Origin of the sequence: Shouchella hunanensis, from assembly GCF_028735875.1 — a bacterium.
Classification (GTDB): Bacteria; Bacillota; Bacilli; order Bacillales; family Bacillaceae_D; genus Shouchella; species Shouchella hunanensis.
In genome coordinates this window covers 220,616-242,003 of sequence record NZ_CP117834.1, presented here as the reverse complement: position 1 = coordinate 242,003, position 21,388 = coordinate 220,616, and the positions used below count along the sequence as shown (strand labels likewise).

At 40.3% G+C, this 21,388-nt stretch carries 24 protein-coding genes, 2 tRNA genes, 1 pseudogene and 1 other annotated feature (1 of these 28 only partly in view); of the genes and pseudogenes, 21 read left to right on the top strand and 6 right to left on the bottom strand.

Annotated elements, in window-relative coordinates; all coding sequences use genetic code 11:
• The first annotated feature begins 12 nt into the window (after positions 1-12).
• The 4 genes from PQ477_RS01355 to uvrC all read left to right on the top strand — a co-directional run bounded on the left by PQ477_RS01355 (position 13) and on the right by uvrC (position 4,073).
• Positions 13-783: an electron transfer flavoprotein subunit beta/FixA family protein gene (locus PQ477_RS01355; protein WP_274272863.1), complete on the top strand. Its 771-nt coding sequence runs from the start codon at positions 13-15 to the stop codon at positions 781-783.
• 14 nt (positions 784-797) lie between these two features.
• Positions 798-1,763: an electron transfer flavoprotein subunit alpha/FixB family protein gene (locus tag PQ477_RS01350; protein WP_035397716.1), complete on the top strand. Its 966-nt coding sequence runs from the start codon at positions 798-800 to the stop codon at positions 1,761-1,763.
• Between the two features lie 162 nt (positions 1,764-1,925).
• The gene (gene trxA / locus PQ477_RS01345; RefSeq protein WP_035397723.1) at positions 1,926-2,240 is read left to right on the top strand and encodes a thioredoxin; all 315 of its coding nucleotides are present in this window, start codon (positions 1,926-1,928) and stop codon (positions 2,238-2,240) included.
• Between the two features lie 57 nt (positions 2,241-2,297).
• The gene (gene uvrC / locus PQ477_RS01340; protein WP_144559333.1) at positions 2,298-4,073 is read left to right on the top strand and encodes an excinuclease ABC subunit UvrC; all 1,776 of its coding nucleotides are present in this window, start codon (positions 2,298-2,300) and stop codon (positions 4,071-4,073) included.
• Between the two features lie 17 nt (positions 4,074-4,090).
• Here uvrC and PQ477_RS01335 read toward each other — a convergent pair whose 3' ends face one another.
• Positions 4,091-4,513, bottom strand: coding sequence for a DUF2507 domain-containing protein (locus PQ477_RS01335; protein ID WP_274272862.1), 423 nt, complete (start codon positions 4,511-4,513; stop codon positions 4,091-4,093).
• Between the two features lie 294 nt (positions 4,514-4,807).
• Between PQ477_RS01335 and PQ477_RS01330 the strand changes: the two genes are divergently transcribed.
• Genes PQ477_RS01330 through PQ477_RS01315 form a run of 4 tightly spaced genes read left to right on the top strand, consistent with a single transcriptional unit; the run spans position 4,808 to position 8,459 of the window.
• Positions 4,808-5,416: a succinate dehydrogenase cytochrome b558 subunit gene (locus PQ477_RS01330; RefSeq protein ID WP_274272861.1), complete on the top strand. Its 609-nt coding sequence runs from the start codon at positions 4,808-4,810 to the stop codon at positions 5,414-5,416.
• A 32-nt stretch (positions 5,417-5,448) separates the two neighbouring features.
• Positions 5,449-7,215, top strand: a complete 1,767-nt coding sequence (gene sdhA / locus PQ477_RS01325; protein WP_144559332.1) for a succinate dehydrogenase flavoprotein subunit — start codon at positions 5,449-5,451, stop codon at positions 7,213-7,215.
• Entirely contained in the window at positions 7,212-7,961 is a 750-nt protein-coding gene (sdhB, locus tag PQ477_RS01320) for a succinate dehydrogenase iron-sulfur subunit (RefSeq protein ID WP_060703812.1), read from the top strand. Before sdhA ends, sdhB begins: the two co-directional genes overlap by 4 nt.
• Positions 7,962-8,018: 57 nt before the next feature.
• On the top strand, positions 8,019-8,459 hold the full coding sequence (locus tag PQ477_RS01315) for an acyl-CoA thioesterase (protein WP_035398133.1): 441 nt from the start codon (positions 8,019-8,021) through the stop codon (positions 8,457-8,459).
• 23 nt (positions 8,460-8,482) lie between these two features.
• Here PQ477_RS01315 and PQ477_RS01310 read toward each other — a convergent pair whose 3' ends face one another.
• Positions 8,483-8,707 (bottom strand): helix-turn-helix domain-containing protein, encoded by a 225-nt coding sequence (locus tag PQ477_RS01310; RefSeq protein ID WP_035398135.1) that lies wholly within the window; start codon positions 8,705-8,707, stop codon positions 8,483-8,485.
• Between the two features lie 373 nt (positions 8,708-9,080).
• On the opposite strand from PQ477_RS01310, the gene PQ477_RS01305 reads away from it, so the two are divergent.
• From PQ477_RS01305 to PQ477_RS01250, 12 genes are all read left to right on the top strand, one after another.
• Positions 9,081-9,344 carry a phosphocarrier protein HPr gene (locus tag PQ477_RS01305; RefSeq protein WP_035398136.1) on the top strand — a complete coding sequence of 88 codons (264 nt, stop codon included), beginning with the start codon at positions 9,081-9,083 and terminating at the stop codon, positions 9,342-9,344.
• Positions 9,344-11,059: a phosphoenolpyruvate--protein phosphotransferase gene (gene ptsP / locus PQ477_RS01300; protein WP_274272860.1), complete on the top strand. Its 1,716-nt coding sequence runs from the start codon at positions 9,344-9,346 to the stop codon at positions 11,057-11,059. Before PQ477_RS01305 ends, ptsP begins: the two co-directional genes overlap by 1 nt.
• Positions 11,060-11,280: 221 nt before the next feature.
• Positions 11,281-11,748, top strand: a complete 468-nt coding sequence (locus PQ477_RS01295; RefSeq protein WP_144559330.1) for a MarR family winged helix-turn-helix transcriptional regulator — start codon at positions 11,281-11,283, stop codon at positions 11,746-11,748.
• A 31-nt stretch (positions 11,749-11,779) separates the two neighbouring features.
• On the top strand, positions 11,780-12,598 hold the full coding sequence (gene racE, locus PQ477_RS01290; RefSeq protein WP_144559329.1) for a glutamate racemase: 819 nt from the start codon (positions 11,780-11,782) through the stop codon (positions 12,596-12,598).
• 131 nt (positions 12,599-12,729) lie between these two features.
• Positions 12,730-12,969 carry a 4Fe-4S ferredoxin gene (gene fdxA, locus PQ477_RS01285; protein WP_035398139.1) on the top strand — a complete coding sequence of 80 codons (240 nt, stop codon included), beginning with the start codon at positions 12,730-12,732 and terminating at the stop codon, positions 12,967-12,969.
• A 184-nt stretch (positions 12,970-13,153) separates the two neighbouring features.
• The gene (trhO, locus tag PQ477_RS01280) at positions 13,154-14,122 is read left to right on the top strand and encodes an oxygen-dependent tRNA uridine(34) hydroxylase TrhO (RefSeq protein ID WP_274272859.1); all 969 of its coding nucleotides are present in this window, start codon (positions 13,154-13,156) and stop codon (positions 14,120-14,122) included.
• 131 nt (positions 14,123-14,253) lie between these two features.
• Complete coding sequence (locus PQ477_RS01275) at positions 14,254-15,387, top strand: GerMN domain-containing protein (protein ID WP_144559327.1); 1,134 nt, start codon at positions 14,254-14,256, stop codon at positions 15,385-15,387.
• A 96-nt stretch (positions 15,388-15,483) separates the two neighbouring features.
• Positions 15,484-16,200, top strand: a complete 717-nt coding sequence (gene rph, locus PQ477_RS01270; protein WP_035398141.1) for a ribonuclease PH — start codon at positions 15,484-15,486, stop codon at positions 16,198-16,200.
• A 20-nt stretch (positions 16,201-16,220) separates the two neighbouring features.
• Entirely contained in the window at positions 16,221-16,808 is a 588-nt protein-coding gene (locus tag PQ477_RS01265) for an XTP/dITP diphosphatase (RefSeq protein WP_274272858.1), read from the top strand.
• A 2-nt stretch (positions 16,809-16,810) separates the two neighbouring features.
• Complete coding sequence (locus PQ477_RS01260) at positions 16,811-17,323, top strand: metallophosphoesterase family protein (RefSeq protein WP_035398143.1); 513 nt, start codon at positions 16,811-16,813, stop codon at positions 17,321-17,323.
• A gap of 192 nt (positions 17,324-17,515) precedes the next feature.
• Positions 17,516-17,589, top strand: a tRNA-Gly gene (locus PQ477_RS01255).
• 2 nt (positions 17,590-17,591) lie between these two features.
• Positions 17,592-17,665: transfer RNA gene (locus tag PQ477_RS01250), tRNA-Arg, on the top strand.
• A gap of 76 nt (positions 17,666-17,741) precedes the next feature.
• Here PQ477_RS01250 and PQ477_RS01245 read toward each other — a convergent pair.
• The 4 genes and pseudogenes from PQ477_RS01245 to PQ477_RS01230 form a co-directional block, all read right to left on the bottom strand.
• Entirely contained in the window at positions 17,742-18,038 is a 297-nt protein-coding gene (locus tag PQ477_RS01245; RefSeq protein WP_274272857.1) for a glycosyltransferase, read from the bottom strand.
• Positions 18,031-18,243, bottom strand: a pseudogene (locus tag PQ477_RS01240) (glycosyltransferase); the annotation flags it as partial. The gene PQ477_RS01245 and the pseudogene PQ477_RS01240, both read right to left, overlap by 8 nt.
• Before the next feature lie 20 nt (positions 18,244-18,263).
• The gene (locus tag PQ477_RS01235; protein WP_035395927.1) at positions 18,264-18,818 is read right to left on the bottom strand and encodes a CatB-related O-acetyltransferase; all 555 of its coding nucleotides are present in this window, start codon (positions 18,816-18,818) and stop codon (positions 18,264-18,266) included.
• An 84-nt stretch (positions 18,819-18,902) separates the two neighbouring features.
• On the bottom strand, positions 18,903-19,313 hold the full coding sequence (locus PQ477_RS01230) for a hypothetical protein (RefSeq protein ID WP_052008062.1): 411 nt from the start codon (positions 19,311-19,313) through the stop codon (positions 18,903-18,905).
• Positions 19,314-19,582: 269 nt separating this feature from the next.
• Between PQ477_RS01230 and ilvD the strand changes: the two genes are divergently transcribed.
• On the top strand, positions 19,583-21,247 hold the full coding sequence (gene ilvD / locus PQ477_RS01225) for a dihydroxy-acid dehydratase (RefSeq protein WP_144559324.1): 1,665 nt from the start codon (positions 19,583-19,585) through the stop codon (positions 21,245-21,247).
• Between the two features lie 3 nt (positions 21,248-21,250).
• Positions 21,251-21,388: a binding site (T-box leader), on the top strand; it runs 87 nt beyond the window's last position.

The following is a 21,388-nucleotide window of genomic DNA, read 5'->3' as shown; positions in this document are numbered from 1 at the left end:
GAGGGTTTATAGATGAATATTTTTGTTATTTTAAAGCGCACCTTTGACACAGAGGAAAAAATTACGATAACAAATGGAAAAGTCCAAGAAGATGGTGCAGAATTTATTATTAATCCTTATGATGAATACGCTGTAGAAGAAGCGCTCGTTCTTCGAGAAGCTCATGGTGGGGAAGTAACAGTTGTAACGGTAGGCGAAGAAGATGCGGAAAAACAACTTCGCACCGCATTAGCGATGGGGGCAGATAAAGCCGTGCTTCTTGACCGCGAAGAGGTTGAAGAGAGTGACCCCTATACCACAGCATCATTATTACACGCTTATTTTAAAGAGCAGGATTTCGATATTATACTAGCTGGAAATGTAGCCGTTGATGGTGGATCTGGCCAGGTTGGTCCAAGGCTTGCAGAACTATTAGATATTCCGCAAGTAACAACGATTACAAGTCTTTCCATTGATGGTCAAACCGCCTCTATTGTTCGTGACGTGGAAGGAGACGAAGAAAAACTAGAAGCGCAGCTGCCTTTGCTCGTAACGGCTCAACAAGGCTTAAACGAGCCACGCTACCCTTCTTTGCCGGGGATTATGAAAGCGAAGAAGAAGCCTCTAGAAACACTTGACCTTGATGATTTAGATGTGGATGAAGAGGATGTTGAAGCAAAAACGTCCGTTAGCGAAGTGTATTTACCACCTGAAAAACAAGCTGGTAAGAAATTAGAAGGTGAACCAAGCGAACAAGTGAAAGAACTTGTTTCATTATTACGATCAGAAGCGAAAGTGATATAAAAGGAGGTTTCATTATGAGTAGAAAAACACTTGTTCTTGCAGAGGCGAAAAATGGTGAGTTAAGAAACGTATCGTTTGAATCAATTGGAGCTGCACAACAAATTGCTGATGGAGGAGAGATCGTAGCAGTTTTAGCTGGCGATACGGTGAAGGATCTTGCGAAAACGTTGTTTGCATATGGAGCAGACCGTGTCATCGCAGTAGAGAATGAGGCACTTAAACACTACACGACCGATGGGTTTAAACAGGCATTTTTACAAGTGTTTGACAAAGAAAATCCAGATGCTGTGGTTCTTGGTCATACGTCTATAGGGAAAGACGTTTCTCCGCGACTCGCTGTGAAAATGGATGCGGCACTATTTTCAGACGTTGTTGCAATTGATGATCTGCACTTCACAAGACCGATATACTCTGGGAAGGCATTTGAAAAACGAACAACAGAAAGCGACAAAATGATTGTTACAATCCGTCCAAACAATATTTTGGCACTTGAAAAAGATGATACGAAAACAGGTGAAGTGGAAACACTAGCAGTTGATATTCGTGATTTACGCACAGTTGTAAAAGAAGTTGTAAAGAAAGCGACAGGCGGAGTGGATCTATCTGAAGCGAATGTCATTGTAGCAGGAGGACGAGGCGTTAAAAGTACTGACGGCTTTAAACCGTTAGAAGAATTAGCTGAGCTCCTTGGCGGTGCAATCGGGGCTTCTCGAGGTGCATGTGATGCTGAGTACTGTGATTATTCATTGCAGATTGGGCAAACAGGAAAAGTGGTAACACCTGATTTGTACTTTGCTATTGGTTTATCTGGAGCTATTCAACATTTGGCGGGTATGTCGAATTCAAAAGTCATTGTCGCTATTAATAAAGATCCGGAAGCACCCATTTTTGAGGTAGCTGACTACGGGATTGTTGGAGACTTGTTTGAAATAGTACCGCTTTTAACAGAAGAATTACGAAACGTATTGGTAACAAATTAAAGTTGTAAGCCATTTGCTTGAGCAAGTGGCTTTTCTTTTATAACTTTATCGTTTATCATAAATCAACAGTGGGCACTCTACATGATAGAGCAAATTATTTTCTTGCTTCAAATGGAAGTGTTATACTTAAAGCACGTTGTAATGGAAAGGGGATTTTTAAAAATGGCAATTGTAAACGCAACTGATCAAAACTTTACAGAAGAAACAAAAGACGGTGTTGTACTCGTTGATTTTTGGGCACCTTGGTGTGGACCTTGTAAGATGATTGCACCAGTTCTTGAAGAGTTAGATGGAGACCTTGGCGATAAAGCGAAAATCGTTAAAGTAGACGTTGACGAAAATCAAGAAACAGCTGGTAAATTTGGTGTGATGAGTATTCCAACTTTACTTGTTCTTAAAGACGGAGAAGTCGTTGACAAAGCTGTTGGCTTCCAACCAAAAGAAGCGCTAGCTGAACTTCTTAACAAACAAATGTAAGACGATCCGCCTTCTTTTAAAAGGGAGGCGGTTTTTTTACACATAGGAGGTCAATTTATGAATGATGCCATTCAAAATAAACTTCCGCTTCTTCCTGATAAACCTGGTTGTTATTTAATGAAAGATAGGCAAGGAACGATTATTTATGTAGGAAAAGCGAAAGTTCTCAAGAACCGTGTTCGCTCTTATTTTACTGGCAGCCACGATACCAAGACGCAGCGTTTAGTTACAGAAATTCATGATTTTGAATATATTGTCACCTCTACCAATATTGAAGCTTTAATTCTTGAATTGACATTAATTAAAAAGCATGATCCTAAATATAATGTGCTGTTAAAAGATGATAAAAGCTTTCCATATATAAAGATAACCAATGAAAAACATCCTCGCCTTGTCATTACGCGTCAAGTGAAAAAAGATGGCGGAAAGTACTTTGGACCGTATCCAAACGCAGGGGCTGCTTCTGACACAAAAAAGCTGTTAGATCGGTTGTATCCTCTACGAAAGTGCCGTAAGATGCCAGATAGCGTTTGTTTGTATTATCATATTGGTCAATGTTTAGCCCCGTGTGTGTATAACGTCACCGATAAACAAAACCAAGAAATGGTTCATGAAATTACTCGCTTTTTAAAGTATGGTCATACCGAAATAAAGGAAAGTCTTCAAGCGAAAATGACAGAAGCAGCAGAAAAGCTAGACTTTGAACGTGCCCAAGAACTAAGAGATACGTTGATTCAAATGGATAAAGTGATGGAAAAGCAAAAAATGTCCTTTTCAGATCAAACCGATCGAGATGTATTTGGGTTTTCATATGATAAGGGCTGGATGTGTGTACAAGTCTTTTTCGTGCGACAAGGGCGGTTAATTGAACGGGATGTCGCCATGTTTCCAATTTATCAAGAAGCATCTGAAGAGCTGCTCTCCTTCATTGCGCAGTTTTATTTAGAAAAGAACCATATTAAACCAAAAGAACTGTTTGTGTCTGAACATGTGGATGCAGAACTATTAACAGAGCTTTTGAACATAAAAGTCAGCCAACCAAAAAGAGGACAGAAGAAATCTCTCCTTGATCTAGCTGAAGAAAATGCAGCAATTGCATTAAAAGAGAAATTTTCGTTAATCGAGCGAGACGAAGAACGAACAATTAAAGCAGTTGAACGTCTAGGGAAAGCGATGAATATTTCAACACCTTACCGCATTGAAGCGTTTGATAATTCCAATATTCAAGGAGTAGATCCGGTCTCTGCGATGGTGACATTTATTGATGGGAAGCCGGCTCGAAAACATTATCGAAAGTATAAAATTAAGACAGTGGCAGGGCCTGATGATTATGGCTCCATGCGCGAAGTAGTGCGAAGACGTTATATACGGTTGCTTAAAGAAGAGGCGCCATTACCAGATTTAATTGTTATTGATGGGGGTACTGGTCAAATTACAGCAGCAAAAGAAGTCGTAGAGGATGAGTTAGGGCTGTCGATTCCTGTATGTGGTCTTGCAAAAGACGCGACTCACAAAACATCACAGCTCCTCATAGGTAGCCCACCTGAAGTAGTAACATTAAAGCGCGATAGCCATGAGTTCTATTTGCTACAGCGTATACAAGATGAAGTGCACCGATTTGCTATTACATTTCATCGCCAAACCCGTTCGAAGAGTTTTTTTCAATCTGCGCTTGACGACATCTCTGGTGTAGGCGAAAAACGTAAGCGAACGCTCTTAAAGGCGTTTGGCTCGATGAAGAAAATGCGCGAAGCGAGTATGGATCAATTGGCAGAGTATGTGCCAAGAAACGTAGCTAAGCAAATATATGAAAAACTGCAGTCAGAAAAGTAAACTGCAGTTTTTTCTAATTAAATGGCTACTGTGTCTTTATGGTCAAAATGAACGGTAAGGCGTATCGCTTTGCCTTTTTTTGTATAGGTCGCAGCGGTTGCAACGGCAAACTGGGCTTCAAGTGTTTCTGCTAGAAATCCTGCTTCTAATTGGTACGACCGTTCATCTTCTTTCGTCATCCATTCTCCGCTTAATTCATAGTACCACTCATTTTTCTTTTGTTTAACTAAGGAGAGGTCTCCCCAATACACTTGTCTAAAAAACGTATGTAGTTCTTCTATTTGTTCTAGCTTATACTTTCGTGCTAACGATTTTCCAACCCAATACAATAAGTGGTCATGCTCCTTGCCTAGAACAAGTTGAAGCACATCATTTCGGATTAATTCGTAGCCTTTTAATTGCTGGTTTGTTTCACTCATAACAGCACCCCATTGATTCAAAAAAATTGCTCCTTCTATAGTACAGTTCTTTGAATCATTTGTCAGCCTTTTTAAATGACCGATTGGACAGAAGATTCAAAACCCTTTTAAATCAATAAGAATTGAATCCGTTTTCTTGACTCAAAAAACCCCTAGGAGTAAAATGAAAGTGTTCTGTTTGTTTCATAGTTTTGTTGAATTTTTGTGAATAGGCAAGAAATGAAGCGGGAGGTACATGTATACGAAAGAGATAGAAATTGTCATTCATTTCTAAAAGGGGTAAGAAACTGGAAAACATTTGTGGAGGGAACGTGTATGCCGAGTAATTTAGAGTACTTTAATCGAAGACTGCATTCGTTATTAGGAGTTATTCCTATTGGTATCTTTTTAATTCAGCACTTTGTTATTAATCATTTTGCAACAAGAGGTCCAGAAGCTTTTAACCAAGCTGCACACTTTATGGAAAGCCTTCCATTTCGCTATGCACTTGAAATTTTTATTATCTTTTTACCAATTATGTTCCACGCAGTTTATGGCATTTTTATTGCTTTTAAAGGCAAAAGCAACACAAGCCGCTATGGATTTTTTAGAAACTGGATGTTCTTGTTACAACGTGTATCAGGCGTTTTCTTAGTGATCTTTATCGCTTGGCATGTCTGGGATACAAGAGTCCAAGCTATGTTTGGTCAAGAAGTAAATTACGAAATGATGGCAAATATCTTGCAAAACAATTGGATGTTTGCATTTTATATAGTGGGTATCGTGGCAGCAACCTTCCATTTTGCAAATGGATTATGGTCTTTCGCAGTATCGTGGGGAATTACCCTAACACCTAAGTCGCAAAAGATTATGACGTATGTATCGATCGTCGTTTTTATAGCACTTACATATGTAGGTGTTGCTTCAGCTCTAGCATTTGTGTAAATAAGACTTGCAACGTATAGGGAGTGGACGAAATGAGTAAAGGAAGAATAGCTGTAGTTGGCGGCGGTTTAGCTGGCTTGATGGCAGCCATAAAAATTGCTGAAAAAGGGGTTCCTGTTGATCTCTTTTCAATTGTACCAGTAAAACGTTCCCACTCTGTTTGTGCCCAAGGTGGTATTAATGGAGCGGTTAATACAAAAGGAGAAGGAGATTCTCCGGCACTACATTTTGATGATACGGTTTATGGAGGCGATTTCTTAGCAAACCAACCTCCAGTAAAAGCAATGGCAGACGCAGCACCGTCTATTATCCATTTGATGGACCGAATGGGCGTGATGTTTAATCGAACACCAGAGGGATTACTTGATTTCCGTCGTTTTGGTGGAACGCAGCATCACCGAACAGCCTTTGCTGGGGCAACAACTGGTCAGCAGTTACTTTATGCACTAGATGAACAAGTTCGACGTTATGAAGTACAAGGTCTCGTAACGAAATATGAAGGTTGGGAGTTTTTATCGGCCATTATTGATGACGGGGTTTGTCGCGGCTTAACGGCGCAAGAATTAAATTCTGCTGAAATTAGAAGTTTTCCAGCCGATGCAGTTATTATGGCAACAGGTGGACCAGGAATTATCTTCGGAAAATCTACGAATTCCATGATCAATACAGGCTATGCAGCAGCGAAGTTGTATGAGCAAGGTGTAGCGTATGCCAACGGTGAATTCATCCAAATTCATCCTACAGCGATTCCAGGAGACGACAAATTGCGTCTAATGAGTGAGTCAGCCCGTGGTGAGGGTGGACGAGTTTGGACTTATAAAGACGGAAAGCCTTGGTATTTCTTAGAAGAGAAATATCCAGCTTATGGAAACCTTGTTCCTCGTGATATTGCGACACGTGAGATCTTTCATGTATGTGTTGATGAAGGTCTTGGCATTAATGGGGAAAACATGGTTTATCTTGATCTTTCCCACAAGGATCCAAAAGAACTTGATATTAAACTAGGCGGCATCATTGAAATTTATGAAAAGTTCATGGGTGATGATCCTCGTAAAGTACCAATGAAAATTTTCCCTGCTGTTCACTATTCAATGGGTGGCATGTGGGTCGATTATGATCAAATGACAAATATTCCTGGACTATTCGCAGCTGGTGAGTGTGACTATTCTCAGCACGGAGCAAACCGTTTAGGTGCAAACTCATTGCTATCTGCTATTTACGGCGGTATGGTGGCAGGTCCAAAAGCGCTTGACTATATTAATGGATTAGATCAAGCGGCAGAAGACTTGTCCTCTTCTTTATTTGAAGGAGAAGTGAAAAAAGAACAAGATAAGTTTGAATCCATCCTAAAGATGGACGGTAAAGAAAATGCATACGTTCTTCATAAAGAGCTTGGTGAATGGATGACGGATAACGTAACCGTTGTTCGTTACAACGATAAGCTTTTAAAAACCGATGAAAAGATTCAAGAACTAATGGAGCGCTTTAAAAACATTAACATTAACGACACATCTCGCTGGTCGAACCAAGGGGCATCCTTTACGCGTCAATTAGAAGGAATGTTAAACCTTGCAAGGGTTATTACAATTGGTGCGTACAATCGTAATGAAAGTCGCGGGGCTCACTACAAACCAGACTTCCCTGAGCGTAACGATGAAGAGTTCTTAAAAACAACAAAAGCTTGGTATAATCCAGCAACAGGGGCTCCAGATTTTGAATATGAAGAAGTCGATACGTCACTTATTAAACCGCGTAAACGTGACTATACACAAAAAAGTAAAGGAGCTGCAGCGAAATGAGTGACATGATTACGATTATTATCTCAAGACAAGATGGTCCAGACGGTAGCGTATACGATGAAGAATTTAAACTTCCGTATCGGCCAAACCTTAACGTCATTTCTTGCTTGATGGAAATTCGACGTAACCCAGTTAACGCGAAAGGTGAGCGTACAACACCGGTAGCGTGGGATATGAACTGCTTAGAAGAAGTGTGCGGGGCATGTTCAATGGTCATTAACGGCAAACCACAGCAATCGTGTACAGCTTTAATTGATAAACTGGAACAGCCAATACGTTTAGAGCCAATGCGCACATTCCCGATCGTTCGTGATTTAATGGTAGACCGTAGCCGCATGTTTGACTCATTGAAGAAAGTAAAAGCGTGGATTCCGGTCGATGGTACGTATGATTTAGGTCCAGGGCCGAGAATGCCTGAGAAACGCCGTCAATGGGCATATGAACTCTCAAAATGTATGACATGTGGTGTTTGTTTAGAGTCTTGTCCGAATGTAAACTCAAAATCAGAGTTTATCGGTCCAGCCGCATTGTCACAAGTTCGTTTGTTTAATGCTCATCCAACTGGTGAAATGAATAAAGAAGAACGACTTGAAGCATTAATGGATGAAGGGGGACTGTTGAATTGTGGAAACTCACAAAACTGTGTGCAGTCTTGTCCGAAAGGAATTCCTTTGACAACATCCATTGCCTCGCTGAATCGTGCAACGGCGCTGCAATCCTTTAAAAATTTCTTTGGTAGTTATTAAAACTCGAAAAAGGCTGTCTTTTAGGCAGTCTTTTTTTTATCAAAAGGAGCGATACCTTTGCGGTTACCAGCATATATTGAAAATCTAGAAGACTGGAAAAAAGAATTTGATTTCTTTACAGACATCTCCGTTCGTTTTTCGGAAACAGATGCATTTGGACATGTGAATAACACCGTTGCTTTTATTTACTTTGAACAAGCGCGTTTAGCTTTTTTTGAAAGCAAAGGGTTAATGGAAGAATGGCTAAAAGGCAATGGATTAATGATTGTTACTGCAGACTTACAGTGTGATTATGTAGCACAAATGAAATATGGAGATCAGGTGAACGTTGGCGTGAAGATTCAGCAGCTAGGGACTTCGTCAATGGAACTTCATTATTTAGGCTTAGTAAATGATCAACCGACTTTGCTTGGCCGCGGTTCACTTGTCCAAATTGACGGAAAAACAGGGAAGGCATCTCCTTTTCAAGAATCCATTAAGCAAAAAATACGCATATAAAAAAAGCCCTTTGCAGGCTTTTTTTATATTTGAATTTCTCCAAGTCGAATAAGCTCAATTACTGCTTGAGAGCGCCCCTTTACTCCCAATTTCTGCATTGTGTTCGAAATGTGATTACGAACGGTTTTTTCGCTAATAAAAAGATGATTCGCTATTTCTTTTGTCGTTTGATCTTGGACAAGTAGTTCGAATACTTCGCGTTCCCTTTTTGTAAGCAAGGGTTTAGGTCCGAAGTCTGCTCCTTTCAATATGTTCACTCCTTCATGCCGGGCTAAGAGATGGCTATCGTAACCAGAAAGGCTTTAGTCAAAACAGTATATGTATAATGAATGGAAGATGTGAGCATTCATGAAAAAACTTCTAAAACAAGGTGTCGAAATACGCTTGTGAGCATTTGATGTCGGATTTAGTCTAAATACAAAGAAATAAGGATTCTTTTGTGTTGAAAGGGGAAATGGGGCATGCTATAATGACGATGTTTTAAACAAAGATCTAGCCTGAATGAGGTTTTAGATTTTTTAATGAAACATGATGTTAGTTATTGCTCATTCCGGGTATGGTTGAGAAAGATCAAAAAAATCGGACACAACTAAATTATTCTATAGAAAAGAGGAACTTATTATGCCAGAAAAAACGTTTAAAATTACAGCGGAAACAGGAATTCATGCTCGTCCAGCAACACAGCTTGTGAACAAAGCAGGTCAATTCTCTTCAGATATTACGTTAGAGTATAAAGGAAAGTCTGTAAACTTAAAATCCATTATGGGTGTTATGTCATTAGGTGTTGGACAAGGCGCTGATGTAACAATTAAAGCAGAAGGTTCGGACGCTGATGAAGCATTAGCAGCAATTGAAGAAGTTGTAAAAGAGGGATTAGGAGAATAATGAGTAACACACTAACAGGAATCGCTGCTTCTGCAGGAATCGCGATTGCTAAAGCTTTTGTTCATGAAGAACCTGACTTTACGGTTAAGCAAAAAGAAGCATCGAACAAAGAGAAAGAAGTAGAACGTTTAACGGAAGCGTTAGCACAATCTACGAAAGAACTAGAAGAAATTAAACAAAAGGCATTAAAAGAACTTGGCGAAGATAAAGCTGAGATTTTCTCTGCCCACTTACTTGTATTAAGTGACCCTGAATTAATTGATTCTGTAAAGGGAAAAATTAATGATGATGGAGTTACAGCTGAATATGCATTAAACGAAGTAGCTAATATGTTTATTTCCATGTTCGAAAACATGGATAATGCATATATGCAAGAACGTGCTGCTGATATTCGTGATGTATCTCGTCGTGTATTAGGGCACTTAATGGGCATTCAAGTAGTATCATTGGCAGCAATCGCCGAAGATACTGTTATTATTGCACATGATTTAACGCCTTCTGATACAGCGCAATTAAACCCAGCTGTCATTAAAGGTTTTGCCACAGATATTGGTGGCCGTACATCACATTCTGCTATTATGTCTCGTTCTTTAGAGATTCCAGCAGTTGTTGGAACAAAACAAGCGACGAAAACGATTGCCAATGGCGATATGATTATCGTTGATGGTATTGATGGCGATGTTTTAATTAACCCATCAGAAGAGGAACTTACTACTTACAAGCAAAAACAACAACAGTTTGCTGAACAAAAAGCGGAATGGGCTAAGCTTGTTAATGAACAAACAGTCACAAAAGACGGTGTTCATGTTGAATTAGCAGCTAATATTGGAACTCCTCAAGACTTAGACGGTGTACTTGCAAATGGTGCAGAAGGCATTGGTCTTTATCGTACAGAATTTCTTTATATGGGAAGAACAGAGCTTCCTAGTGAAGAAGAACAGTTTGAAGCGTATAAAGAAGTGGTTGAACGAATGGAAGGCAAGCCTGTTGTGATCCGTACACTCGACATTGGTGGCGATAAGGAGCTTCCGTACCTTGATTTACCGGAAGAAATGAACCCGTTTTTAGGTTTCCGTGCGATTCGTCTTTGTTTAGAAAAACAAGATATGTTTCGTGACCAATTACGTGCGCTTTTAAGAGCTAGTGCATACGGAAATTTAAAAATTATGTTCCCAATGATTGCGACAATCGAAGAACTTCGTGAAGCAAAAGAAATTTTAGCTGATGAGAAAGAAAAGCTAAAAGCAGACGGTGTAACGGTTTCAGAGGAACTGGAAGTAGGAATCATGGTAGAAATCCCTTCCACTGCTGTAGCGGCACCACAATTTGCAAAAGAAGTTGATTTCTTTAGTATTGGAACAAATGACTTAATTCAGTACACAATGGCAGCGGATCGCATGAATGAACGTGTGTCCTATCTCTATCAACCGTATCACCCTGCTGTGCTAAGGCTAATTGATATGGTTATTAAGGCAGCGCATGCAGAAAACAAATGGGTAGGTATGTGTGGGGAGATGGCAGGAGATGAGATTGCCATTCCATTGTTACTTGGTCTTGGATTAGACGAATTTAGTATGAGTGCGACATCTGTTTTACCAGCGCGTAGTCAGCTAAGTAAGCTTTCTAAAGAAGAGTTAAGTACTTTTGCTCAAAACGCTTTGCTTGAGAGTACATCAGAAGCGGTGGAAACGTTAGTTAAAAAGCATTATCAATAAAAAGGCTGTTAAATTAGCTGATATAGGTCAAAAAGGATTGGGAGAATGATAACGCATTCTCTCAATTTTTTTAATTACGCGTGTTGTACAGTCTGGTTATTTAAAGGAATGTAGTGAAACTGCCTTTAAATTGTTGGAAGTACTGGTTGCGGTAATAGGAAATAGTTAGGTACAATGAGAATAAAAGAGGTACGGTTTGATTAATTGCGGAGGTGTTTTGGTTGGAAAAAACGTATGAGGTATCCTATCGCCAGTTTGAGGATATTGAAAAGTCTCTACGAAAAGTAGCAGATTTAGTGAGGCAAAAAGGAAGGGAGATTTTAACGCATTTTCCCATTACTCCGCCACAATTTGTCGCGCTCCAATGGCTCAATGAATATGGTGATATGACCATAGGTGAACTTTCTGATCGCATGCATCTCGCTTGTAGTACGACAACCGATTTAATCGATCGTATGGAAAAAAATGAGCTCGTGTCAAGAGTTAAAGATGAATCCGACCGTCGTGTCGTCCGAATACATTTAAAGACAAAAGGTCAAGAGATCATTTTAGAAGTGATAAAAAAGCGTCAGCATTATTTAGCTGAAATGCTCGAAGATTTTTCATGTGAACAAGTTAACATACTTGAAGAAAACTTGAGCATGCTGTTAGAAACAATGAAGACGAAACGAGAAATTCGGTCAGAATAGTGTAAGATCGTTTTATTGAGGAGAGAACTTTATGGATAAACCGATCGGGGTTATTGACTCGGGGTATGGCGGATTAACGGTTGCTACGGAACTAATGCGTCAATTGCCGAAGGAAGCTATTTACTATGTAGGCGATTCAAAACGTTGCCCTTACGGACCGAGATCCGTTGAAGAGGTACGGCGCTATACGTGGGAAATGATTGACCACTTATTGACATTTGAAGTGAAGATGATCGTCATTGCCTGTAATACAGCTACAGCTGTTGTGTTGCATGAAGCAAGGCAACAGTTAGACATTCCTGTAGTGGGTGTTATTCAACCAGGCGCTATTACCGCTATGAAAGTGACGAACAATCAACAGATAGCCGTGATTGGAACAACTGGAACAATAAAGAGTCAAGCGTACTCTCTAGCTCTTTCGTCCATAAGTGAAGACGTACAGGTAGAAAGTCTAGCTTGTCCATTATTTGTTCCACTCGTTGAACAGGGGATCATCGCTGGCGAAGAGGCGGAGTTAATCGTAAAAGAATCGTTAGAACCACTACAAAATGGGACGTATGACACGTTGATTTTAGGGTGCACACACTATCCACTGTTAAAGCCCATCATTGAACACAATCTACCTTCTCACGTTACAGTTATTTCTTCTGGAGAGGAAACGGCTAGAGAAGTGAGTAGTGTGCTGTTCCATCAATCGTTAAACCGAACAGCTGGTCAAACGCCACAGCACAGATTCTTTACTACAGGCGCAGCGAAGCCGTTTGAAGCGTTTGCTCGAGATCGGTTTAACTTGATATCGGCTCAAATCGAGTCCATTACACTCGACCACCGTTTAAAAGTAGAGCGATAGGGTATAAATAAGGAAAGATTTTGAGTGAAATGCTTTAAGTTTTTCGGAATCGAGTGTATGCTAGTACTATAATGAACTACAAAATTTGAAGTAAACAAGCTTCGGTTTTATACAAAGGAGTGTAACAAAGAATGGCTTTTGTAATTTTAAGTCCATGTATTGGTGAAAAAGCGGGAGAATGTGTTGATGTTTGTCCTGTAGATTGTATTGAAGAGGGAGAAGATCAATACTACATTAATCCGGATATTTGTATCGATTGTGGTGCTTGCCAAGGAGTTTGCCCGGTAGATGCGATTGTTGAGGAGTACGAAATGGCACCTGAAGACGAAAAATACTTAAAGAAAGCTGAAGCATTTTTCGGCGTTGAATAAATACATTCAATAGATGCTGTCCTGTAAGGTTGCTTACTAAACCTTGACGGGGCAGCTTTTTTTTGCAAGCTAGACATTTGGTGATATTTTTGTATAATATGGAGTGGAATAAAAGTAGCACAGATGTAAATTGAGGTAAGCCACCTGCAAATTGTATCTTGCAAATATAAGGAGATAGGTGAACATGGAAAAAGAATACCGTGTATTGTTGTACTATCATTACACAACCATTGAGGATCCGGAGCAATTCGCGATTGATCATTTAGCATTTTGTAAAAGTTTAGATTTAAAAGGCCGCATTCTTGTTGCGACGGAAGGGATCAACGGAACGGTGTCTGGCTTAAAAGAGCAAACCGATCAATATAAACAGGCGCTTGAGTCAAATCCGCTCTTTGAAGGAATTGTGTTTAAAGAGGATTTTGAAGAAATGCATGTCTTTAAGAAAATGCATGTACGACCGCGCGAAGAACTTGTAACGTTGAGGTTGCATGAAGATGATGTTAATCCCCTTGAAGTGACAGGGAATTATCTATCTCCTGCTGAGTGGAAAGAAGCGATGCAGCAAGAGAATACAGTTGTTATTGATGCTCGAAATGACTATGAATATGATGTAGGTCATTTTAGAGGTGCCGTACGGCCAGATATAAAAACGTTTAGAGAGCTACCAGAATGGATTCGTGAAAACAAAGAGCAATTTGAAGACAAAAAGATTTTAACCTACTGTACGGGTGGCATTCGCTGTGAAAAATTCTCTGGGTGGTTAAAGCAAGAGGGCTTTGAAGATGTGTCTCAACTTCATGGTGGGATTGTGACATACGGAAAAGACCCAGAAGTCCAAGGAGAATTATGGGACGGACAGTGCTACGTTTTTGACGAACGTTTAACGGTCCCAATTAATCAAGTTGATCCGAAAGTAATTGGAAAAGATTATTTTGATGGACAGCCTTGCGAACGGTACGTGAATTGTGCAAATCCAGAATGTAATAAACAGATCCTTGCTTCTGAAGATAATGAGCATAAATATTTACGCGGCTGTACACCTGAATGCCGTGTGCATCCGAGAAATTTATATGTCAAGGAACAGCAGCTCTCGCCAGAACAGCATCAAGAGCGCTTAGACGTGCTAGGGGAAAAGCTCCCGGTACGTTCCTAGTCGCTTCTGAAAGATATGGTTAAAAAAAGCGCTCTTTTAAGAGCGTTTTTTTTATTTTCTTGAACAAGCTGGTCTAAACCGAACAGTAGGCTCGTATACATGGAAGTACAACCATTCTGGGAGGGAAAGCAATGCGGAAATTAGTTGGAATCAGTGCGCCACTTATTGTCACACTTACATTAGCAGTAGGGTGTTCAACTGGAGCGGATGAGCCTGTAAGTTTAGATGATCCGGAAATCACGTACACAAACGAAACGGAAGAAACGGATCCTTCCTTGAGTGAAGCAGATGAAGAAGATTCTGAAGAGGAATCGGATGCTGAGGAAAATAAGGATACAGACGAGAACAATGAAGCGGATGCTGAGCAAACGCCTGATCAAGATCCAGAAGCGCAAAACCTGCGTCAACTTTACTTATTCGATAGTAATGGTATGGTCGTACCGCAAACAATCGAACTTCCTAAAACAGATAGTACTATGAAGCAATCGTTAGAGTATCTTGTTGCAGATGGCCCGCTTCAAGATGTATTACCGAATGGGTTTAGAGCTGTCTTACCTGCAGGAACAACGGTAGATGTAAATCATTTAAAAGAAGATAAGATTGCTGTTGCTAATTTTTCGAATGAATTCGAGGAATACAATGTGGCAGATGAGAAGGGCATGTTTGAAGCGGTGACATGGACATTAACACAATTCGAAGATGTCGATGAAGTGAAAATCGAAGTGAACGGGGTAGAACTAGAGCAGTTACCGATGAGCGAAACGCCTATCGTTGGCAACTTTAGTCGAGAAGACGGTATAAATTTAGACTATAGCAATGTCGTTGACTTTACGAATAGTCAAGATGTAACCGTTTATTTCCTAGGGTCTCATGAAAATGAAACGTACTATGTTCCAGTTACGCGAAGAGTTGCAGATGCAGATAATGAAATTGTTACTGTAGTGAATGAGTTAATCGACGGTCCATCTTTACAAATGAGAACACTGCTTACAGAGATGAATGACGATATGATGTTGCTGAACGATCCTGAAATTAAAGATGGTGAGCTCGTTCTTGATTTTAATGAAGCCATTCAAACGATGGTTGGCGATCAAGCATATATTGAGCAGTCCATTATCGAATCTATTGCGCTATCGCTAACAGAACGAAACGATGTCGAAAAAATTTCAATTCTTGTCAATGGTAAAGAGAATGTCTTTTCTGAATCAGGTGAAGCAGTAGAGACGATTCAACGACCAGCACATATTAATAAAAATCCATTATAAGAATTGAGCACCTGTCCTTACAGGTGCTCTTTTTATTATGTTATACTATACGACGATAAAGAGAAAATCTTCTTGATAAGAAGAGGGGTAAAATACATGAGACATAATGGCAGAAATCATAATCAAATTCGACCAGTCGAGATTGTGCCGAATTTTACAAAGCACGCGGAAGGGTCAGTACTGATCACAGTTGGTGAGACAAAGGTGATTTGTACAGCGACGATCGAAAATAAAGTGCCGCCTTTTTTACGAGGACAAAAAAAAGGCTGGCTTACAGCTGAATATGCCATGTTACCAAGAGCGACTGAGCAACGAACGATCCGAGAAGCTGCTAAAGGAAAGCTTAGTGGACGAACAATGGAAATTCAGCGATTAATTGGAAGATGTTTGCGAGCAGTTGTGGATCTGGACAAGCTTGGTGAGAAAACAATCTGGATTGATTGTGATGTTATTCAAGCGGATGGTGGTACACGTACAGCGGCGATAACGGGTGCATTTGTTGCGATGGTACTTGCCTTACAAAAGACAGAAGGCGTCGAAAAGCGTTTCGTTAAAGATTATCTTGCTGCTGTGTCTGTTGGTATAGTAGAAGGCAAAGGGGCTTTGTGTGATTTAGATTACAGTGAAGATTCTACAGCGGATGTTGACATGAACGTTGTGCAAACAGGTGCTGGAGCATTCGTTGAGATACAAGGCAGTGGTGAGGAAGCGGTCTTTAGTAGAGTGCAATTAAATGAGTTGTTAGATCTCGCAGAAGCAGGCATTAAACAGCTTATAGAAGCACAGAAAGCCATAATAGGTGAGCTTACTTAGGGAAAAGAGGGGATCTAGCTATGAAAGAACTACTAATCGCAACGTCGAATAAAGGGAAAGTAGAAGATTTTAAAAAACTATTTCAGGGTATGTATGAAGTAAAGTCTCTTTTAGATTACCCCCACATTCCTGACATTATTGAGGATGGCCAAACATTTCAAGATAATGCGCAAAAGAAAGCGGAGGTTCTTTCAACTGCGCTAAACGAAACGGTTGTTGCTGATGACTCTGGGTTAGTCATCGATGCTTTAAATGGAAGACCAGGGGTATTTTCAGCTCGTTATGCAGGCGAAGAGAAAAATGATCAAGCTAATATCGAAAAAGTACTTGAAGATTTAAGAGGAGTTGCTGAACAAGACCGAACAGCCCGATTTGTATGTACCATTGCCCTAGCTAGCCCGAATAAGGAAACCATTTTCTTTGAAGGACAGTGCGAAGGCTTTATTTCCCATGAACAAGTGGGAGAGCATGGATTTGGCTACGATCCTATTTTTTATGTTGGTCAAACCGCTAAAACGATGGCACAGTTGACTTTAGAGGAAAAAAATGAAATTAGCCATCGCGCAAGAGCCATTGAACAGCTAAAAGATTATTTGTTAGGAGAATAAACATGAAGATTCTTGTTTTAAGCGATACACATGGGTGGGAAGAAGAACTAGTCTCCTTTTTAAACCCTCTCAGAAGTCAAGTTGACCTCATTCTTCATGCCGGAGATTCCGAATTACCGGTTGATGCGGCTGTACTCATGGATGTTAAAACGGTAGCAGGAAATTGTGATGTATTCGCTGCTTTTCCCTCAGAAGAGACATTTGATTTAGTAGGACATCGCATTCAATTAACCCATGGGCATCATGAGGGTGTAAAGAGTTCCTTAGGAGAGCTTGTGCGTAAAGCGCAGGACAATGCAGCATCCATTGCGATCTATGGACATACCCACATTCCGAAAGTACAGAGATTCGATAACGTGATTACAATTAATCCTGGGAGCCTTCGATTACCTAAAGGTTCGTTTGAAGGATCGTACTGCCTTATTGAATTGTCCGAAGACACAGTGAGCGTTGATTACTACACAATTGACGGTAAAGCCATTGAAGAGTTACAAGCTCGTTTTACTTCCCGCTAAATACAGCTAGAAAGCTTAACAAATTTCTTTATACTAGTTGACACTTTAGCTTTAATCGTGTATATTTATAAGCGTCGCAAATAGTTCTTGCGGCGCTGTTCATAAGCGTTACATAACAGAATGGCATGATCATAGCCATGTCAAACTCATTTTTTTAAAAGCATCACATAGCAGATGTTTGATAAAAACCATGCGGGTGTAGTTTAGTGGTAAAACCTCAGCCTTCCAAGCTGATGATGTGGGTTCGATTCCCATCACCCGCTCCATTGTCCCAGTAGCTCAGCAGGATAGAGCAACGGCCTTCTAAGCCGTCGGTCGGGAGTTCGAATCTCTCCTGGGACGCTTATATAATACATAGTGAAACCCCTCTTGCTTGAAAGAGGGGTTTTTTAGTATGAAAAGGGTAGGTTGACGTGCGCTACTGTAACGTTTGCTTTAACTGTTTGCGCCATTGCTGAAAAGCCGGTAACGCTTCATAATAGCCTTTCATCGTAGAGTCGCCGCAATAGTGAATGACCCATGGACTTGGCTGGTGTGCTACACCTACATCAAATCCCTTTGCTGCATAGAGCAAAGGTTGGGCAGTGTCATAAAAATGCCAACCTGTAATGGCTTCCTCTGACCAAGTTAGGTCATATTGTGCCGCCATTAAAAGGCCATCGTTTAAACGTATCGCGAACTTCGATGATTTTTCCCACTTTAACCTTTTAGTCACTTAGCCACCACATACCACGGAACGGCAATTCTCTAGTGCCAATGACACCAAATAAACCGAGGTTTTTATTATTCTGAAATATAAAAAGCAGGTCGTATAGAAAAGATTGGTTCAGAATAAAACTATCTTGATGTGAATACACTTTGTATTGTCCTACTGCTCGGTTGATACCAGAATGGTAACCGGCGGCCATACTGACAGCACCACGAACTGGTAATGCTCATCTTACGTCGATCGCTGTTTTGCATAAGCGACTAATTGGTCGATATCGCCAGATTGTAAAACAGGCGATAGTTGGATGACTTCATCCACTGGCCAATCCCACCATTTTATTTGTAAGAGCTGCTCTCGTTGTTCCTCTGTAAACCTGTATTTAATCGGTTTAGCCGGGTTGCCTGCTACAATGCAGTAGGGTGAAACGTCTTTGCTAACAACGGCATTGGCAGCGATAATGGCTCCATCACCGATCGTAATGCCTGATAAAAGGACCGCACCACTTGCCACCCAGACATCATTACCGACAATAATATCACCTTTACTCGTTGGGTGTTCAGTTGTTGTTGATATAGTAGGATAGAAAACGTTAAATGGGTAAGTGGTAATCCAGTCAACTTGATGGTCCGCACCTAAAAGAATGTGTACACCTGCCGCAAATGAACAATAATTTCCGATTTTTAATGTCACATTTGGAACTAAATGTACAATTTCAAGTGTTGATCCGTACGAGAATGCCCCAATCTCAAATCCTTGTAAGTTTGGATGATCTTTTAAAAACAGCATAGCATGCTCCTTTCAAAAAGCTTCTTACAATGTATTCCTCTGAGTAAAGAACTATGAAAAAGACAAAACTAAAAACGCCTACATTTATTGGGGGGAGGCGTTTTTAAGAGGTTGCGCTTGTTTATTAAACGCGTATAAAAATGTGTTAACATCTTCTTTTAGCTGATCTTCAGAAATGAAATAAACGGTCCATCCTTTTCGCTGTAACGAGCGAGTTGCTTTTTTTTCTTGGATGCTATCTTGTTTTTTCAAGAAAGCAATTCGGTAAGGTACCAATGCAACATGAACAAGAATGTTGCCTACAAAAAAATCTGGTGACGCATACAAGCCGTTTTCTCTTAGCGTTCGGCAAAGTAGTCGTTGAGACTCGTTTTTACATTCATTCCAATGATTTGTAACGAGAATGAGAGAAGGACGGTTTACAGGTTTAAACAGATTGACTAGAAAGGATAAAGGAGCAAATTTGCTTTTTCTCTTATTATGGTTTGCTTGCATCAAATCACCACCTTTTTTTACTATCCCCGTTTTTCAGAAATTTATAGCCTTTTTTAAAAAGATTTTTTCATAGGTTGAATCCTTAATCCCTTGAGACTGTAAGCGTATTCAAATGACAGAAAGATTAAATTTCTTTTTAAAAAAAGGTTGACCTTAAAAATGAACACGCGTATAGTAAGTTTCAATAATAGTTAAACAAAAAACAGATGTATTTCTCAGGTGGATATTTTTGTTCACAAGAAATAACAGTTTAGTAAGGGGAGATTGATGTGAGAAGCGACATGATCAAGAAAGGAATTGATCGCGCACCTCATAGGAGTCTTCTTCGTGCAGCAGGTGTAAGTGAGGAAGATATGGATAAACCGTTCATCGGTGTTTGTAATTCATATATTGATATCATTCCTGGGCACATGCATCTAAATAAGTTTGCAGAAGTAGCGAAGCAAGCGATTATTGATGCCGGAGGGATTCCGTTTGAATTCAATACAATAGGTGTAGATGATGGAATCGCAATGGGGCATATTGGGATGAGGTATTCACTCCCAAGTCGAGAAATTATTTGCGACGCAGCGGAAACGGTAATTAACGCACATTGGTTTGATGGTGTTTTCTATATTCCAAATTGCGACAAAATAACGCCTGGCATGTTAATGGCATCGGTACGGACGAATGTCCCTTCCGTTTTTGTCTCTGGTGGCCCGATGGAGGCCGGAAGAACAAAGGATGGGCAAAGCTTATCTCTCGTTTCCGTATTTGAAGGCGTAGGCGCATTTGCGTCAGGAAAAATGACAAGAGAAGAATTACTTGAAATTGAACAACAAGCTTGTCCGACTTGTGGCTCTTGTTCTGGAATGTTTACCGCTAATTCCATGAACTCACTAATGGAAATGCTAGGTCTTGCGTTACCAGGAAATGGTACACTTGTTGCCACATCACAAGCGAGACATGATTTAATAAAAGATGCAGCAAAGCATCTCATGAATTTAATTGAAAAAGATATTCGACCACGAGATATTGTCACAGAAGAAACAATTGATGATGCATTCGCACTTGATATGGCAATGGGTGGCTCGACTAATACAGTGTTACACACATTAGCGATTGCAAATGAAGCAGAAATAGAATATGACTTAACTCGAATTAATGAAGTGGCGGAAAGAGTTCCGTATTTGTGTAAAATAAGTCCTGCTTCAGATTATTCAATGGATGATGTGCATAAGGCTGGTGGCGTCGCTTCGATAATTAAAGAATTAATTCACATGGGAGCTATTAAAGGAGATCGACTGACGATAACAGGGAAGTCTCTTTATGAAACAGTGGCTCATGCTGAAATTACGAATACTGATGTCATTCGAACAAAAGAAACGGCATATAGTCCTGTAGGTGGCTTATCGATTCTTTATGGTAATATCGCTCCTGATGGTGCTGTTATTAAAGTAGGAGCCGTTGATCCATCGATTCGAATTTTTGACGGCGAAGCCATTTGCTTCAACTCTCAAGAAGAAGCTCAAGAGCAAATTAACAAAGGGAAAGTACGTGAAGGCCACGTTGTCGTCATTCGTTACGAAGGCCCTAAAGGTGGACCGGGGATGCCGGAAATGCTTGCACCAACTTCAGCGATCCAAGGAAGAGGATTAGGTACAAAAGTCGCTTTAATGACAGATGGCCGTTTTTCAGGTGCTTCAAGAGGCATTTCAATTGGACACATCTCACCAGAAGCTGCTGAAGGTGGACCGATTGCCTTTGTAGAAGATGGAGACCGAATCACAATTAATTTAATTGATCGTACAATTGATTGGGATATTTCTGAAGAAGATTTAGCCCGAAGACGAGAAGGCTGGGTAGAGCCAGAACCGAAAGTGAAAAAAGGTTACCTCGCCCGCTATTCAAAGCTTGTGACATCCGCAAATACTGGCGGTATTATGAAAATTTAATAGCACAACACGTTGAGAAGGAAAGTAACATTTGACATTATCTACAGAGAGCCGTTGGTTGCTGGAAAACGGTGATAAAGTAAATGTGAAACTCACCTTTGAGTATGACTTTGAACATAAGTAGGAGTCGTCGGATGGTTT

Bases quoted from the DNA above. Each gene is read 5' to 3' on its own strand.
- sdhA (WP_144559332.1), top strand. From the start codon at position 5,449: ATGAGTAAAGGAAGAATAGCTGTAGTTGGCGGCGGTTTAGCTGGCTTG.
- ptsP (WP_274272860.1), top strand. From the start codon at position 9,344: ATGAGTAACACACTAACAGGAATCGCTGCTTCTGCAGGAATCGCGATT.
- rph (WP_035398141.1), top strand. From the start codon at position 15,484: ATGAGACATAATGGCAGAAATCATAATCAAATTCGACCAGTCGAGATT.
- PQ477_RS01355 (WP_274272863.1), top strand. From the start codon at position 13: ATGAATATTTTTGTTATTTTAAAGCGCACCTTTGACACAGAGGAAAAA.
- fdxA (WP_035398139.1), top strand. From the start codon at position 12,730: ATGGCTTTTGTAATTTTAAGTCCATGTATTGGTGAAAAAGCGGGAGAA.
- uvrC (WP_144559333.1), top strand. From the start codon at position 2,298: ATGAATGATGCCATTCAAAATAAACTTCCGCTTCTTCCTGATAAACCT.
- sdhB (WP_060703812.1), top strand. From the start codon at position 7,212: ATGAGTGACATGATTACGATTATTATCTCAAGACAAGATGGTCCAGAC.
- PQ477_RS01305 (WP_035398136.1), top strand. From the start codon at position 9,081: ATGCCAGAAAAAACGTTTAAAATTACAGCGGAAACAGGAATTCATGCT.
- PQ477_RS01330 (WP_274272861.1), top strand. From the start codon at position 4,808: ATGCCGAGTAATTTAGAGTACTTTAATCGAAGACTGCATTCGTTATTA.
- PQ477_RS01350 (WP_035397716.1), top strand. From the start codon at position 798: ATGAGTAGAAAAACACTTGTTCTTGCAGAGGCGAAAAATGGTGAGTTA.
- PQ477_RS01230 (WP_052008062.1), bottom strand. From the start codon at position 19,313: ATGCAAGCAAACCATAATAAGAGAAAAAGCAAATTTGCTCCTTTATCC.
- trhO (WP_274272859.1), top strand. From the start codon at position 13,154: ATGGAAAAAGAATACCGTGTATTGTTGTACTATCATTACACAACCATT.
- PQ477_RS01260 (WP_035398143.1), top strand. From the start codon at position 16,811: ATGAAGATTCTTGTTTTAAGCGATACACATGGGTGGGAAGAAGAACTA.
- PQ477_RS01275 (WP_144559327.1), top strand. From the start codon at position 14,254: ATGCGGAAATTAGTTGGAATCAGTGCGCCACTTATTGTCACACTTACA.
- trxA (WP_035397723.1), top strand. From the start codon at position 1,926: ATGGCAATTGTAAACGCAACTGATCAAAACTTTACAGAAGAAACAAAA.
- PQ477_RS01235 (WP_035395927.1), bottom strand. From the start codon at position 18,818: ATGCTGTTTTTAAAAGATCATCCAAACTTACAAGGATTTGAGATTGGG.
- PQ477_RS01265 (WP_274272858.1), top strand. From the start codon at position 16,221: ATGAAAGAACTACTAATCGCAACGTCGAATAAAGGGAAAGTAGAAGAT.
- racE (WP_144559329.1), top strand. From the start codon at position 11,780: ATGGATAAACCGATCGGGGTTATTGACTCGGGGTATGGCGGATTAACG.